General features: G+C 29.9%; 15 protein-coding genes. 8 read left to right on the forward strand and 7 right to left on the reverse strand.

Going from position 1 to position 14032, the window contains the following annotated elements:
* Nucleotides 1-207: 207 nt before the first annotated feature.
* Nucleotides 208-552, forward strand: a complete 345-nt coding sequence (locus NOVO_00005; protein AIL64416.1) for a hypothetical protein — start codon at nt 208-210, stop codon at nt 550-552.
* A 207-nt stretch (nt 553-759) separates the two neighbouring features.
* Nucleotides 760-1440 (forward strand): hypothetical protein, encoded by a 681-nt coding sequence (locus NOVO_00010; protein AIL64417.1) that lies wholly within the window; start codon nt 760-762, stop codon nt 1438-1440.
* Nucleotides 1441-1671: 231 nt separating this feature from the next.
* Here NOVO_00010 and NOVO_00015 read toward each other — a convergent pair whose 3' ends face one another.
* The 7 genes from NOVO_00015 to NOVO_00045 all read right to left on the reverse strand — a co-directional run bounded on the left by NOVO_00015 (nt 1672) and on the right by NOVO_00045 (nt 8040).
* The gene (locus NOVO_00015; GenBank protein ID AIL64418.1) at nt 1672-1980 is read right to left on the reverse strand and encodes a hypothetical protein; all 309 of its coding nucleotides are present in this window, start codon (nt 1978-1980) and stop codon (nt 1672-1674) included.
* A gap of 152 nt (nt 1981-2132) precedes the next feature.
* Complete coding sequence (locus tag NOVO_00020; protein AIL64419.1) at nt 2133-2525, reverse strand: Transposase; 393 nt, start codon at nt 2523-2525, stop codon at nt 2133-2135.
* 69 nt (nt 2526-2594) lie between these two features.
* Nucleotides 2595-2903 carry a hypothetical protein gene (locus tag NOVO_00025; GenBank protein AIL64420.1) on the reverse strand — a complete coding sequence of 103 codons (309 nt, stop codon included), beginning with the start codon at nt 2901-2903 and terminating at the stop codon, nt 2595-2597.
* A 29-nt stretch (nt 2904-2932) separates the two neighbouring features.
* On the reverse strand, nt 2933-3811 hold the full coding sequence (locus NOVO_00030; protein AIL64421.1) for a hypothetical protein: 879 nt from the start codon (nt 3809-3811) through the stop codon (nt 2933-2935).
* A 509-nt stretch (nt 3812-4320) separates the two neighbouring features.
* Nucleotides 4321-4569 (reverse strand): hypothetical protein, encoded by a 249-nt coding sequence (locus NOVO_00035; GenBank protein AIL64422.1) that lies wholly within the window; start codon nt 4567-4569, stop codon nt 4321-4323.
* A 127-nt stretch (nt 4570-4696) separates the two neighbouring features.
* Nucleotides 4697-5923 carry a Glutamate-aspartate carrier protein gene (gene gltT_1, locus NOVO_00040; GenBank protein ID AIL64423.1) on the reverse strand — a complete coding sequence of 409 codons (1227 nt, stop codon included), beginning with the start codon at nt 5921-5923 and terminating at the stop codon, nt 4697-4699.
* A gap of 284 nt (nt 5924-6207) precedes the next feature.
* Nucleotides 6208-8040 (reverse strand): Ankyrin repeat protein, encoded by a 1833-nt coding sequence (locus tag NOVO_00045; protein ID AIL64424.1) that lies wholly within the window; start codon nt 8038-8040, stop codon nt 6208-6210.
* A 669-nt stretch (nt 8041-8709) separates the two neighbouring features.
* On the opposite strand from NOVO_00045, the gene mraZ reads away from it, so the two are divergent.
* From mraZ to murE, 6 genes are read left to right on the forward strand one after another with little or no spacing between them, the layout of a single operon-like run.
* On the forward strand, nt 8710-9180 hold the full coding sequence (gene mraZ / locus NOVO_00050) for a cell division protein MraZ (GenBank protein AIL64425.1): 471 nt from the start codon (nt 8710-8712) through the stop codon (nt 9178-9180).
* Nucleotides 9181-9190: 10 nt separating this feature from the next.
* Nucleotides 9191-9316, forward strand: coding sequence for a hypothetical protein (locus tag NOVO_00055; protein ID AIL64426.1), 126 nt, complete (start codon nt 9191-9193; stop codon nt 9314-9316).
* 3 nt (nt 9317-9319) lie between these two features.
* A complete protein-coding gene (gene rsmH / locus NOVO_00060; GenBank protein AIL64427.1) occupies nt 9320-10255 on the forward strand; it encodes a Ribosomal RNA small subunit methyltransferase H in 936 nt (311 codons plus the stop codon).
* On the forward strand, nt 10252-10659 hold the full coding sequence (locus NOVO_00065) for a hypothetical protein (GenBank protein ID AIL64428.1): 408 nt from the start codon (nt 10252-10254) through the stop codon (nt 10657-10659). Before rsmH ends, NOVO_00065 begins: the two co-directional genes overlap by 4 nt.
* Nucleotide 10660: 1 nt before the next feature.
* Nucleotides 10661-12370 carry a Penicillin-binding protein 2 gene (gene penA / locus NOVO_00070; protein AIL64429.1) on the forward strand — a complete coding sequence of 570 codons (1710 nt, stop codon included), beginning with the start codon at nt 10661-10663 and terminating at the stop codon, nt 12368-12370.
* Nucleotides 12345-13832 (forward strand): UDP-N-acetylmuramoyl-L-alanyl-D-glutamate--2, 6-diaminopimelate ligase, encoded by a 1488-nt coding sequence (gene murE, locus NOVO_00075; protein ID AIL64430.1) that lies wholly within the window; start codon nt 12345-12347, stop codon nt 13830-13832. Before penA ends, murE begins: the two co-directional genes overlap by 26 nt.
* Nucleotides 13833-14032: the final 200 nt, after the last annotated feature.

Genomic DNA, 14032 nt, shown 5'->3' on the forward strand with positions numbered 1-14032 from the left:
GCTATTTTTACTTTAAGAATTTTTACTATAGCGAATTAATTTGTAATAGGGATAGAAACGAGGCGCGAAGTGTACTCATAGCTACAAGCTAACCGAGTGACGACGTCCCAAACAACAAGTTAAAATCAAGAAACTATATTTGTAATTATTCTCAAAATATTATATATTCCCCATATTAAAAATTATATATTATATATGAGGTTAACTATGAAATATCTAATCACTCTACTAGCTGGTTTCTTATTCATGTCTATGGCTTATGCAGAAATAGATACCATAGTGATCAAGGATGGAGATATTTCAAAAAATGAAATATCTATACCAGCAAATACTAGCATCGAATTTAAAATAATGAACTTAGATGAAAACTTTGATGAATTTAGCAGTCAAGCACTTAATCTTAAAATAGAAGCTATGCCTGTAAATAGTGAATTAACAGTTAAATTACCTCCTCTTACCTCAGGCATATATCCTTTTAAAGTCGAGTTTGAAGGTAGATTACACCACTCCAAAGATAAAAATGTATATGGTACTATTAATATAAAACAATAAACATATAAAAATAGTTATGACAATATCTATAGTAAATTATATTTAGTAAATGTTCTTTCAAGATAACATAGAAGAACATTTACATTTAGTATATTCTATTCTTGATAATATTTAAATTTTATACCATTTTAATAATATAATCTTAATATTTTATATATATTATACTCAAATGTATAATTTTTTTATAATATTTATATGGAGTATTATATGCCCAAAGACGCTACCTTCACCAAGCCAGATAAAAGCAAATTTACTAAAACAGAATGTGAAATTCATGATATATGTGAAAAAATAAAGAACCTCAAAGTTCAGCAGGAATATCAAAAACATGAACTTCAAGTACATAAAAACACTCTACAAACCACCAATTCTGCAAATACTAAAACTGAAGAAATAAAAAAAATTGGTATGATAGATCAAAAATTAGTAGAGCTAGCTAAAGATATCAGTACCCAAGAAAAAAAGCTTGATAAGCTAAAATTAGATGTTTTAAAATATAAAAAACAATGTGAAGAAGCTTCAAGCTATTTTGACTATGAAGTTAATCAAGCAAATGAATGTCTAAAGGATATTTGTAACACTCTGCAACAGAACACTAATCTTGATACTATAACTGGTCACTCAGAACAAATTGATTCAGGTGCACCGTCTACTTCAACCTCTTATACATCTTCACCCGAAGAACCATCTGCACCATATGCTTCAGCTTCTATATATCCTCCATTAGAAAATCCTCCCCCTTATGATTCTCTTTTACCTCAAGAAAATAATCAATTACCAGAAAATTCTAATTCTACACCACAAGCCACACACACTACCTTTGCATTCTCAATAGGCCAGATTCCTGTCGTAGGAAAACTGTTTGATCCATTTTTCCATAAAGAATAAATCATCTATTATAACCATGAAAGGGTTACCAAGAGAATACATTAAAATTATCTTTAATATTTCATTTTTCTCTTCCTGATTATGAACAAGTTGCCTAGTCTTATAAGTCACCTCTCACTCAAGTGAGAGGTTGCTTAACTACGAGATTAAAGACGATTAATCATAGCTTGAAGTAGTTTTTTATATTTTATAACCTACAACAAGGCTTTATAGGCCTTATGGTATAGTCAATTAAGTTGAGAATAGCATAGAGAAGCCATAATCAATAGCATCGCTAAGGTTATTAAAATTAGTAATGATAGGTTTGATTTTAGCTTTTAAATGAGCCCAATATTTTTCAATTGGGTTGAGATCAGGAGAGTAAGGTGGTAAGAATAAAAGTTTACAGCCTATATCTTCTATTAAATTCCTAGTTCTAGCTGACTTATGGAACGTTGCATTATCAAGTATTACAACTTGACCAAATCTTAGTTCGGGCACCAAACACTGACTAACCCACTCGTTAAAAACTTCTGTATTACATGTGCCCTTGAAACACATTGGCGCAATAATTTTCTTCCCAACCTTACCTGCAATAAAGCTTTCTCAATCATGTTTTTTACCTGAGATATCACCATAAACTTTACTTCCTCTGAGACTGTATCCCCAAGAATAGTACAAATAGCTATCAATTCCACTCTCATCAATATAAACTATATCTTCCGCTTTATAGTTTGCGATAGCTGCCAAAAATAATTGCCGTTTTGCTTCATCCCGTTCACGATAGAGTGTGGTCTTTTTTTTCGTGTGATCCCCAAAGTCTTGAATGCCAAACAGATAGCAGCTGTAGACACATTAAAAACCTTTGCAAAATCAGATAATAGCCAATTGCTGTTTTTAGACACCTCGTTTAATAATTTGATTGGATCAAGCTTCTTCCATGGCTTAGCTGCTCGTGTGGCTGCTAAATTCCCGGATTTCGATCTCGATAACCATCTATAAATTGTTCTTTCACCTATGCCAAAAATTCTTGCAGCTTCTTCTCTGGTATAACCTTTATTAACATAGTGAATTACTTTTTTACGTAAATCTAAGGAATATGCCATTGCTTCTACTGTTTTGGGTTTATGAGCTTTTTAATATATCATATATCATGTCTTTATCAACTTAATTTACTATAATTGTTCTTTGGTGTAATCCAATAAATAATTAAGAGCTTCAAGATTATTATATTTTATTGCCTCTTGTATAAGTGTAGTCTTTTTAATGGTAACTTTTCCAAGATAATTCTTTATTATATCAGTAAGATTATGTTGTGCAGCCCATAAGGTTATATTATTACTTATATCTCTTTTAGATTCGTTTACAGCTTGTATTATTTTTTCTTGAATTTTTTGTATATCTCTTGAATGCAATAATTGATCTATTAAAAATATATCATTTACATCTTGAAAAATATTGATTAAGGCAAGGTGAGATACCAATATATCTAGCTGGTGTATATCATATTGTTCTATTCCTCATATATTATTTTACAGCTATGTAAATGGTCGCTATAACGTATTAATGATGTAATTTTTGCCTCAGGAATCTCTGACATTCTTTTTAAACTTTTTATTATTTGCTCTTGCGTAGGTTGTTGACGTGACGGAGTATAGTATAATCTTGCCTTGGTAAATAGTTTTTTGATTACGTCTGCATCCTCTGGAGTTTGTAGATAAAATTGTTCAAAAAGATCAAGTATGTGAGAATAAAAAATCTGTCTTTCTTCTCTAGTTAACACATCCTGGGTGACCAAAAAATGATCTTCAGTATTTTCACATTCTTTATCAAGTCTATGCATATATTGTTGTTCTGATAACTTATTTTTCAACTCCATATTGTTTTGATTGTGCTGCTTTAAAATATTTTCTTTAATTTTTTTAGCTTCTACTGGTGAGGAATAAATAAGTAATGCATTTTTATAGTCTTGCTTATCTAGTAAAAATTCTTTAGGTAACGTTGATTGATCAATAAATTGATTAATTAATCTATCTTTTTCTTCTTCAGTTTTAGCACCTATAAGAGTTGTTATTTGGTTATTAAGGATTATATAGCTAGACTTAATATTATCTATATGCTCAATTAAACATTCAATGGCATCTTCTTTTGTTGTGTTTTCTGGAAGTAAATTATTATATTCTAATTGATTTGGAATATTTACTATATAGTTAATTTCTTCTATTAACTCTTTTTTCCCCCTTGTAATAGGAAAATCTTTGATCTTTAGTTTATGAACTATGTCACCAAATACTTCTACTATTTTATGATATTCGTAAAGTAATAGCTCTTTAGTAATAGATTCAATATGTGAATCAATGATGCACTGTATTTCTATAGATAATTTTGTCATGTTGTCATATTGTATAAATTAAGTATTAAATATACCTATATTATAGTAAATTAAGTGGACAATAACCAGGCCTTATTCCCTTCCTTTATTATAATCTCCCTGATTATCTTGATGCACATATTCTTTTGTATATAGTAAAAAAATTTGAATTTGCGTACGGCGTCGATCAATGTTCACCTAGCAATTAGTAGGCTTTACTCCTCATTCCTTCTATCAAACTTATAACTGTTTTTACTATATCCATAAACTCTTTTTAGCATAGTTTAATAATTGAAACAATCTCTATCAATCATACAACTTACGACAGACTCGAGACAGCATATTAATGGTTTACTGGCTTCCAATTTTTTTATCCAATCCTATTTAGTAAAAACAGTTGGATTCACATACATTGCCGTTCGTCAATTTGTAGGCTTCGATTAATGACCTTCTATAATAGCCATTTGTTATCTTCCAATCCTTTAACCCCATCCTAAACTCTTTATGTCTTCTAGGTTCTGTGAAGTTTTCTAAAAAATATGGTTTTTAGCAAATTTTTGAGCGAAAAAATAGCTTTTATTCGAAGGAATATTAATATATTTCAAGCAATAAAAGCTTTTTTTGCAGCCAAAAAGTGCTAAGAAAACAGTTGTTGAGAAACCTTCACAGAACCTAATATGTGCTATAATTTCATCTCGTTGTAATAAATATTTTTTCTTCTCTTTCGGTTTATACTTTAATTCATCTTGGCTCCTTAAAGTAGTTGATACAGGAATCAAAGCTTTTGCTCCTAATTCATATATAATCTTATGAAATCCCTCTGTATCGTAAGCACCATCCGCTATGGTAGTATTTATTTTACCTTTGACACCATTATATAGGGGTAAAAAGGTATATATAATACTCTTATATAGCTTGCTTAGTTTGTTTATCCACTACCACAGCAACACAAGAATCTGACCATACATTCAAAGCTGTCTCAATCATATCTATAATGCTATAAAATGGCAAAATCACACTAAGTAAAGCCACTGGTACATTCATACTAGTAAGTAAACTTATACTTAAAAAAAAGCATCCCATTGGTACACCAGCATTACCAATTGCTGCAATGGTCGCAATTATAATCCATAATAACATAGTCATTAAGCTAACTTCTATACCATTATTTTGCATAATATAAATAACAGTTGTAAATATAAATGCTGCACATCCGTTCATATTTATTGATGTACATAAAGGCAATACAAATCTACTAATTTTTGGTGAAACATTAAGATTATTTTCAGCTGTCTGCATAGTAACAGGCAGTGTTCCAGCAGAAGATTTTGAAAAAAATGCAACTGATAATGCAGGCATCATAGAACGCAATGTCATAAATGGCTGAATTTTATATATAGATAAAAATATGGGTAATACAATAAAACCTTGAACTATATTGGCAAGTACCACCACCATTAAATAACCGCTAAGACCTGCAAAATCCATCCCTCCCTTAAACTGCATAATAGTGGTAGCTATGAAACCATAAAGAGCTATTGGAATAATTTTTACTACCCAACCTGTAATAACCAAAAATACCCCATGAATACCCTTAAAAAATCCACCAATAGTTTTTTGAGCGTCACCATCAGGAATATAGCGAATTGCAATCCCAACAATAATACTAACAAGTAATACCCCTATAACCTGATGTTCTAAAAATGGAGCTAAAATATTTTCCGGGACTAATTTCATTAAATACACCAAGTAATTAGTACTAGAAGCTATAGGCATATCTATAGATTTTGGTTGAGTAATAATATTTGCTGGAGCAATGATTAAATACAAAATAAACGCTACACTCGCTGCTATAATAGTCGTGGTAATTGTATAAAATAACGTCTTTTGCCAGGCCTTATTCATTTCTTTATCAGCATTAACTTGAGATAAAGTGACAATAAGTGATAATGAAATTATTGGTAAACTAATAAATTTAAAAATTTTAATAAATATTTCAGAAATTACTGCTGCAACATCATGTAATATTACAATATCTGATAACCCTGTAATAATACCTAAAATTATAAAAATAAAATAAAGAACCGTAATATTTAATTTATATTTAGACTGTGTAACATTCTCAGTGCACATAACACCTACCCTTCGAATAATAGTTATTTAAATGAACATAAATTTAGAACGAAAAAAAGATAAAGTGCTAGCCAGGCTAGCAGCAATAAGACTTGCTACATACAGATTTAGGAAAGAAATATAAAAAAATATAGCGCATACTTTACAAACTTTAATTATAATTTTTTATTTATTATAATTCAAAAATAAAGAATTTCAATTGTTTTATTTGAGTAAGGCTAAATATTATTAATAGGTAATATTTAGCACTTATCATTATTTTAAAATTCTAAATCTTATAAAAACTAACACATTGCTCCTTCCTGAGTATTTGTTGTTTTACTTTTCTTTTCCAAAACCTGATCAGCATAACTTAAAATTTCTTTTTCTCTGGATCTTTTGTTATTGGCATTTTTTTCTGTATGTAATTGATTTTCTAGCGTGACTACCTTATTATATAGCAATTTAACTACATTTTCATCGAACATCTTACAATCTGCCATAAGCTTTTGAAATAATTTATGATCATTTTTAAAGAAAATAAACCTTTTTAACGCAGTAAGTAATTCCTGTCTATGATCATCATTGGCAAGCAATATGGGATAAATTTCATTTCGATTTCTTGAGTCAAACAAATAATCTATAGAGTTTTCATACTTAAATTCTGGATATTCTTGATCATAAATTCTATACGATCCAACGTTTTGCATTTGACCTGTCATATTTTTCAGCACTGAATATGGAGCAAGAGGAAATTTTTTAGGATTATAGCTATGTAATAAAGCTGCTAATACCGATTCAATTATCATACCCATCTCTTCTTTAGTTTTAACTAAAGATTTGACAAAATCTACTAATTCTTTTTTCATTTCTGTACAATAAGGTTGCATATTTGAACCGAAAGTTACATATTTATTAATATGCTGATCTAAATTAATAGGCATACCATTTTTCCAACACAAACTTTTTAACCTTAATTGTAATAATTTATGATCTTTCAATGCAATATCTGTATTTGCATCTGTGCTATTCCTAAATAGTGACTCATCATTAATTTCTATTATTTGTTGATTATAAATTCTATCTGCAATTTTTCCAATTTTTATTACTTTTATGAGAAAACCTCGATATTCTTCTTCGGTAAAATTCTCAACATAACCCATTAGTTCACCATAAGCAATCTTAGCCCCACACGCAATTATAAAGAAAGTACGCTCTAAATTTCCATTCATTATAGAGCTTACTAAAGGCGAATAATTATAGTTATTTTGCTTATTAATATCTATATGTGTTAGTAAAAACTGGCTAAAAGATTCTTGAACATGAAATTCACTCTCATCAATTCCTACATCTACGTTAGCATAATAATGCCATAAAGTATTACCTACTTTATCAGTCGAATTAATATCACAACCTAATGTCATTAGATATTTTATAAAGCACAATGTTTTTTCTTCTATCATGTGATTATTTAAAAATAGAGGTATAGCTGTAACCCCATTTTTATTCTCTGCAAACAGATCTACACCTATTTCCATCATTTCTTCAATAATATGAAAATTACTGTCAATAATACACCCTTCCCTAAGGGCTAGGAGTAATCCATTTTCACCATTATTATCTGATATATACGTATCTGCACCATGTTCAAATAGTATTTTTGCCACTGTAGTATATAACCCCCTTACAGACAATATAAATGGAGTCCTTCCTTTTTTATTTATTATATTAGGATTTGCTCCACATTCTAAAAGCCTTTTAACTACAATTTCATTCGATATAGCATAGTGTAAAAGAGTATTACCTTCTTCATCTTGCAGATTAAGTATTCCTTTATTATTTTCAATTATATTATTGAAAATTTCATTAAATTCTGTACTAAACACGTCACTAAACGCTATCAAATTATGAAGTACAGTTACTCCGTTTTTATTTATTATATAAGGATCAGCTTTACATTCTAAAAGCTTTTTTATTAACTTTTCATCAAATACACTATAATGTAAGAGAGTATTACCTTCTTCATCTTGTACATTAATTACTCCTTTATTATTTTCAATTAAATTATACACGATTTCCTTATGTTGTATATCTAACACAAAAAAGTTTAGTATCCAGAATTTAAGTTGTTCAAACATATTTTTTTCTCATTAATATTTATTAACTAAAATATTTACTCATAATAACAAATTATATATTAAAAATAAATAAAATTTTTGTTAAAAATTAATATTTTCTTAATATATCTTTATTTATAAAGATATTTATAATAAATTAAGCTGTATTTGGAATTAGGCTAAGAATAAAACGAAGCCTACAAATACTCCTACTCTCGGAAAAAATGTAATTAATGAGCAAGAATGATGTCATATCCGCGAAGCATTGTTACGTGGATGTATAAAATTTTTAACTATGCTAGGTCCCTATAATTAAAGACAAACAAGCCAAAGGTGATAAAAAATATACAGCAACAATATGTTTATATTGTAAAAATCAAGCTATCATTTTCAGACAACAGAATCAAAAACAGATTTATAACAATTAGGTGCTAAAAATCCTAAGATGCAAGATTTTTCACTTATAAAAATTAATTGAGCTAAATGTAAGAATAATTATATTTTGTACTTGACCAATTATGTTTTCCCATTTAAAACCAAATAATACCATGTTAACCCAAATTTTACCATTAATGGGTAATAATATTATGTATAATATAAGATGGGGGAAAGTTTTGTGTAGGAAATTAGCCTAAAAACTGCTTCTTAAACAAAATGAACCGTGTATAAAAAATATGTAGGTATATAAAATTGGCTTTATTTTTATCTAGCTATACAAATAAGATTGATAAAAAGGGGAGAGTCTCTGTACCTGCACAGTTTCGTAATGTCTTAAATAACCATTCATCCTTTTCCGGAGTAATTGCCTATAGTTCATTTATCAATCAATGTGTAGAAGCATGTGGTATGGAACGTATAGAGCATATTAATCAAAGTATAGATTATTTAGATCCTTATTCTGATGAAAGAGATGCTTTTGCAACAGCTATTTTAGGCGGAAGCGTACAATTATCATTTGATCCAGAAGGGCGTATTTGTCTGCCTCCTGAATTAATAGAATATGCAGAATTAGAAGATCAAGCCTGTTTTGTAGGTAAAGGATTAACTTTTGAAATATGGCAACCTAGCAAATTTGGAGTTTATGCTAAAGAAGCCAGAGAGCTTGCTAAGAATAAGAGAGGTGCTTTGCGATTACAACTACCTAATTCATTAGATAAGTGAGGAGGTTAATATGGATTATAGTATTTTATATATTACCCTGAAGAATAAAAAATTTTTAGAGATACGTTGCGATAGTTTACCAAAAGTAAATTTAATTAATAACCAAAATAATATGGATGAAGCGAGTAAGGAGTAAATTATGCCCCATACATCAGTAATGCTTAATGAAGTATTACAATTTATGGATCCTAAAGATGGTGAAATCTATGTAGATTGTACATTTGGTGCCGGAGGATATAGTAGCGCATTATTAAATGCAAAAAATTGTAAAGTATATGCTATAGACCGTGATCCTACTGTTGTAAAGTTTGCTGATGAATTAGCTCAAAAAACAAATAATAGATTAATATTTATTAGTGGTAAATTTAGCGAAATAGAAAAGTTATTATTATCAAAAAATATAATGAATGTTAATGGCATAGTATTAGATTTGGGTGTATCTTCTATGCAGCTTGATCAAGGTGAAAGAGGTTTTTCATTTATGAGAGATGCACATCTTGATATGCGTATGGATCAAGAAGGTATTGACGCATATGAGGTAATAAATCATATGGAAGAACAGCAACTTGCTGATATAATATATAATTATGGAGAAGAGAGGCATAGCCGCAAAATAGCTCGTAAAATAATACAAGCACGTCAGCATAAACCTATTGCTACTACCTTAGAATTAGCTGAGATAATACGTTCTACTTTGGGAGCAAAACAAGGAAAGATTGATTCAGCCACCCGTACTTTCCAAGCAATACGTATTTATATTAATGATGAATTAAATGAATTACATAAGGTTTTAGAATCTGCTGAAAAGCTATTGGTAGAGGGAGGACGTTTGGTAGTTGTATCTTTTCATTCGCTTGAAGATAGTATAGTAAAGGCGTTTTTGCGTGAACGCAGTAACCAACCAAAAAATAATATTTCCCGTTATATACCTGCGCAAATTGATAGTAATAGCACTATTACTACGTTTAGTATACTAACTAAACAGGCTATTAAGCCGACGCTTAGAGAAACCTCAGAAAATTCTCGAGCAAGATCTGCAAAGCTAAGAGCCGCAAAAAGGGTAAATGTATTATGATTAGGCTTACTTTAGCTTTTACTATTTTTATTTTATCAGGCAGTGTTCTTGGTCTTTTTTATATTAAGTATCAAGTACAAAATTTAAATAAAGATTTGAATGAACTTAATAAACAATACACACAAGAACAAGAATCTGTACGAGTACTTAAAGCCGAATGGTCTTATTTAAATCAGCCAGAGCGCTTAAAAGAGCTATCAAAAAAATATTTAAATTTAGATAAAATGAAATTAGCGCAAGTACGTAGATTCAGTAAAGACGCCTCTTTTGATATGGCGCAAAATAATAAAAACTATAATAATACAAAGTATGTCAATAATTATAGAAATAGTATTGTAAAAACTGTAAAACACAATAAATTTGCAACAAATCAAAAAGCTAGTGTGGCTAAATTAAGGTACTAACATGGTGTCTTTATTAAAAGATCAGCATAATTATTTTAAGCTAACACCTAGCCAGGTAAAGCCTAAAATATGTAAAGTACGTTTTTATCTCATAATTTCTTTTTTTTTATTAGCTTTCATAGTATTAGGTTTCAGATTATTAATTATAACCTTTACCAAACATAGTGTAGATAAATTAAATAATAGTAGCTTTGCTGAGCGTATAGTTCGACCAGATATAATAGATTGTAATGGGGTATTACTTGCAACGAACTTGAGTACTGCTTCTTTATATGCTAACCCTAAAGACATTTTAGATCCTAAAGAAGCTGCCACACGTTTGCACAAAATATTACCTGAATTAAATCATAAGCATTTATTAGAAGAGCTGAAGAGTAAAAAATCTTTTATATGGATTAAACGCAATTTAGTGCCTAAAACTCAATATGCTATTAATAGTTTAGGCATACCTGGATTATATTTTGAGCAAGAGGCACGTCGTGTATATACTCATGGTCCTTTATTATCACATCTTATAGGTTTTGTAGATATAGATGGCAATGGTTTAACTGGCTTAGAAAGATATTTAGATAATCAACAAAAAATAAACAATCCAAAATTAGCTGATAATATGTTAGAACTCTCAGTAGATATACGTGTACAAAATATTGTCACGGAAGAGCTGTCTGCTGCAATGGAAGATTTTAAAGCAATTGGCGCTGTAGGTATTATATCTAATGTACATACAGGTGAAATTATAGCTGCTGTGAGTTTACCTAATTTTGATCCTCATAACCCAGGTAATACCTCTGAAAATCAAAGGTTTAATCGTTTTTCTTTAGGGCTTTATGAGCCTGGTTCAACCTTTAAAACCTACACCATAGCTATGGCTCTAGATAGCGGCATTATTACTTTGAAAGATTTATATAATGTGAGTAGTCCAATACATATCGCTAAGTTTAATATAAAAGATTATCATCCTCGTCAAGGATGGTTAAGTGTGCCTGAGATATTCATGTATTCCTCCAATATCGGAGCTGCAAAAATTAGTGCAGATGTGGGTAAAAAAAAGCAACAAATCTTTTTAAAAAATTTGGGACTATTAGATTCTTTAACTGAACTTGAAATCCCTGAAAAATCTATGCCTTTATACCCTAATGATTCTAGATGGGGAGAACTAAGTATGATGACTATTTCCTACGGACATGGTATTGCTGTGACTCCACTTCACTTAGTAAAGGCTATGAATACTATGGTGAATGGCGGATATATAGCTCCTTTAACCGTATTAAAACGTAATATAGAAAATATGCCGCGTAAAAAAATAATGAAAGATTCTACCTCTAAACAAATTAGGCAATTATTAAGATTAGTAGTAGAAGAAGGTACAGGGAAAAAAGCTAGAGTAAGCGGATATGCAGTAGGTGGTAAAACTGGTACGGCTGAAAAAAATAAACATGGTATATATAATAAAAATTCTCGTTTATCGTCTTTTATTGGAGCCTTTCCTATGCATCATCCTGAATTTTCAATTTTACTCATGCTAGATGAGCCTAAAGGTAATCAATCTACAGGAGGTTTTGCAACTGCAGGTATGGTTGCTGCCCCGGTAGTTGCAAGAATTATAGAACGTGCTGGTCCATTGCTTGGCGTAGAAGTTATGGAAAATGATAGCCCAGATTTACAAAATTTAAAACTTGATTTATATGATGGCGAGCTTGATTCTTTCTGATTTATTTTCTAAGCAGCTTAATAATGGTGGTTTAGCTAATATTATAATATCTGGTATTAGTGCTGATTCTAGAAATGTTAAACCAGGTGATATATTTTTTGCATTACCAGGTAGTAATGTAAATGGAACTAAATTTATAACAGATGCAATTAGCCGTGGTGCAAAGGTTGTTGTAACAGATATAAAAGATAATTTTACTAGTGAGATACCTAGCAATATATATCATATAAAACTAGATAATATTAGAAAATTTTTAAGTATAGCTGCTGCAAATTTTTATCAAGACCAACCAGACAATATCATTGCAGTTACTGGTACAAACGGTAAAAGCTCTGTAGTACATTTTTGTCGTGAGATATGGAAAAAGTTACATCATAAAGCAGTATCTATTGGTACACTCGGTGTAATTGGAGATATAAATTTGGATCAGTTTCCTATATCTTCTTCATTAACCACTCCAGATATTATTTTTATACATAAATTACTTGCAGCACTCGTAAAAGAAAAAGTAAATTATGTAGCATTAGAAGCTTCAAGTCATGGACTGCAGCAATATAGAATAGATAATATTAAATTAAAAGCTGCAGGCTTTACTAGTTTTTCTAGGGATCATCTAGATTATCATGGTACTATAGAAAATTATTTTGAAGCTAAAAGTAGATTATTTAGTGAGGTTATGGAAAGCGGCAATCATGCGGTACTAAATAGTGACATCACTGAATTTTCAGTATTAAGGACAATAGCCTCTAAAGCTGGACATTGTATAATTGATTACGGAAAATCAGCAAATGTTATAAAATTACTCTCTTTAAAAACTGATGTTAACAACCAGTATTTTTCTTTTAAATTTAATAACCAAATATATGATGTAACAACATCAATGATAGGTGATTTTCAAGTATATAATATACTATGCGCACTCGGCCTAGTCATTAGTTTAGGAGAAAATATTGATAATGTAGTTAAAGTTATTGATAAACTTAAGCCCGTTCCAGGCCGTATGGAAAAAGTAAATATACCAGCAGGTAATAACCAAGCTATCATAGTGGATTATGCTCATACACCTGATGCATTACTAAATGCTTTAAGTTCTTTAAGACCTTTATGTCAAGGGAAGTTAATAGCACTATTTGGTTGTGGAGGAAATCGTGATCAAGGGAAAAGAGCAGAAATGGGTAAAATTGCAGCAAATTATGCAGATTCCATAATTATTACAGATGATAATCCACGTTTTGAATCAGATAGTAAGATTAGGCAAGATATAATGTCTGGATGTCCAAAAGCAGTAGAGATAGCAGGACGTGAGCAAGCTATTGAATATGCTATCAAGAATATGAAAGCCAAAGACATATTACTTCTCGCAGGTAAAGGTCATGAAAAAGTGCAAATTATTGCCAATCAGCAAATTGAATTTGATGATGTAGAAATTGCAAAAAATTTAGCCTGGAAATATTTAGCTTAAATATATCTTATATCCATCTTTACATGTACTCATCCAACTTATACAGATATTTCTTAGTAAAAATTTTAATTTTAAAAAATTTACTATTCATTCGCTAATTAATACGCTATACTATCTTTTAAAAAGAAATAACGCTTATATTATTATGATAATCAAAGATTTTCTTGGAAAAATGATAGTTATTATCATTTTTTGATTTT

Source organism: Rickettsiales bacterium Ac37b, from assembly GCA_000746585.2.
In the GTDB taxonomy this organism is placed as follows: domain Bacteria; phylum Pseudomonadota; class Alphaproteobacteria; order Rickettsiales; family Arcanibacteraceae; genus Ac37b.

Excerpts from the sequence above, each read along its gene's own strand:
- NOVO_00005 (AIL64416.1), top strand. The coding sequence starts at position 208 with ATGAAATATCTAATCACTCTACTAGCTGGTTTCTTATTCATGTCTATG.
- NOVO_00010 (AIL64417.1), top strand. The coding sequence starts at position 760 with ATGCCCAAAGACGCTACCTTCACCAAGCCAGATAAAAGCAAATTTACT.
- NOVO_00015 (AIL64418.1), bottom strand. The coding sequence starts at position 1,980 with ATGTGTTTCAAGGGCACATGTAATACAGAAGTTTTTAACGAGTGGGTT.
- NOVO_00020 (AIL64419.1), bottom strand. The coding sequence starts at position 2,525 with ATGGCATATTCCTTAGATTTACGTAAAAAAGTAATTCACTATGTTAAT.
- NOVO_00030 (AIL64421.1), bottom strand. The coding sequence starts at position 3,811 with ATGACAAAATTATCTATAGAAATACAGTGCATCATTGATTCACATATT.
- gltT_1 (AIL64423.1), bottom strand. The coding sequence starts at position 5,923 with ATGTGCACTGAGAATGTTACACAGTCTAAATATAAATTAAATATTACG.
- NOVO_00045 (AIL64424.1), bottom strand. The coding sequence starts at position 8,040 with ATGTTTGAACAACTTAAATTCTGGATACTAAACTTTTTTGTGTTAGAT.
- NOVO_00055 (AIL64426.1), top strand. The coding sequence starts at position 9,191 with ATGGATTATAGTATTTTATATATTACCCTGAAGAATAAAAAATTTTTA.
- rsmH (AIL64427.1), top strand. The coding sequence starts at position 9,320 with ATGCCCCATACATCAGTAATGCTTAATGAAGTATTACAATTTATGGAT.
- NOVO_00065 (AIL64428.1), top strand. The coding sequence starts at position 10,252 with ATGATTAGGCTTACTTTAGCTTTTACTATTTTTATTTTATCAGGCAGT.
- penA (AIL64429.1), top strand. The coding sequence starts at position 10,661 with ATGGTGTCTTTATTAAAAGATCAGCATAATTATTTTAAGCTAACACCT.
- murE (AIL64430.1), top strand. The coding sequence starts at position 12,345 with ATGATGGCGAGCTTGATTCTTTCTGATTTATTTTCTAAGCAGCTTAAT.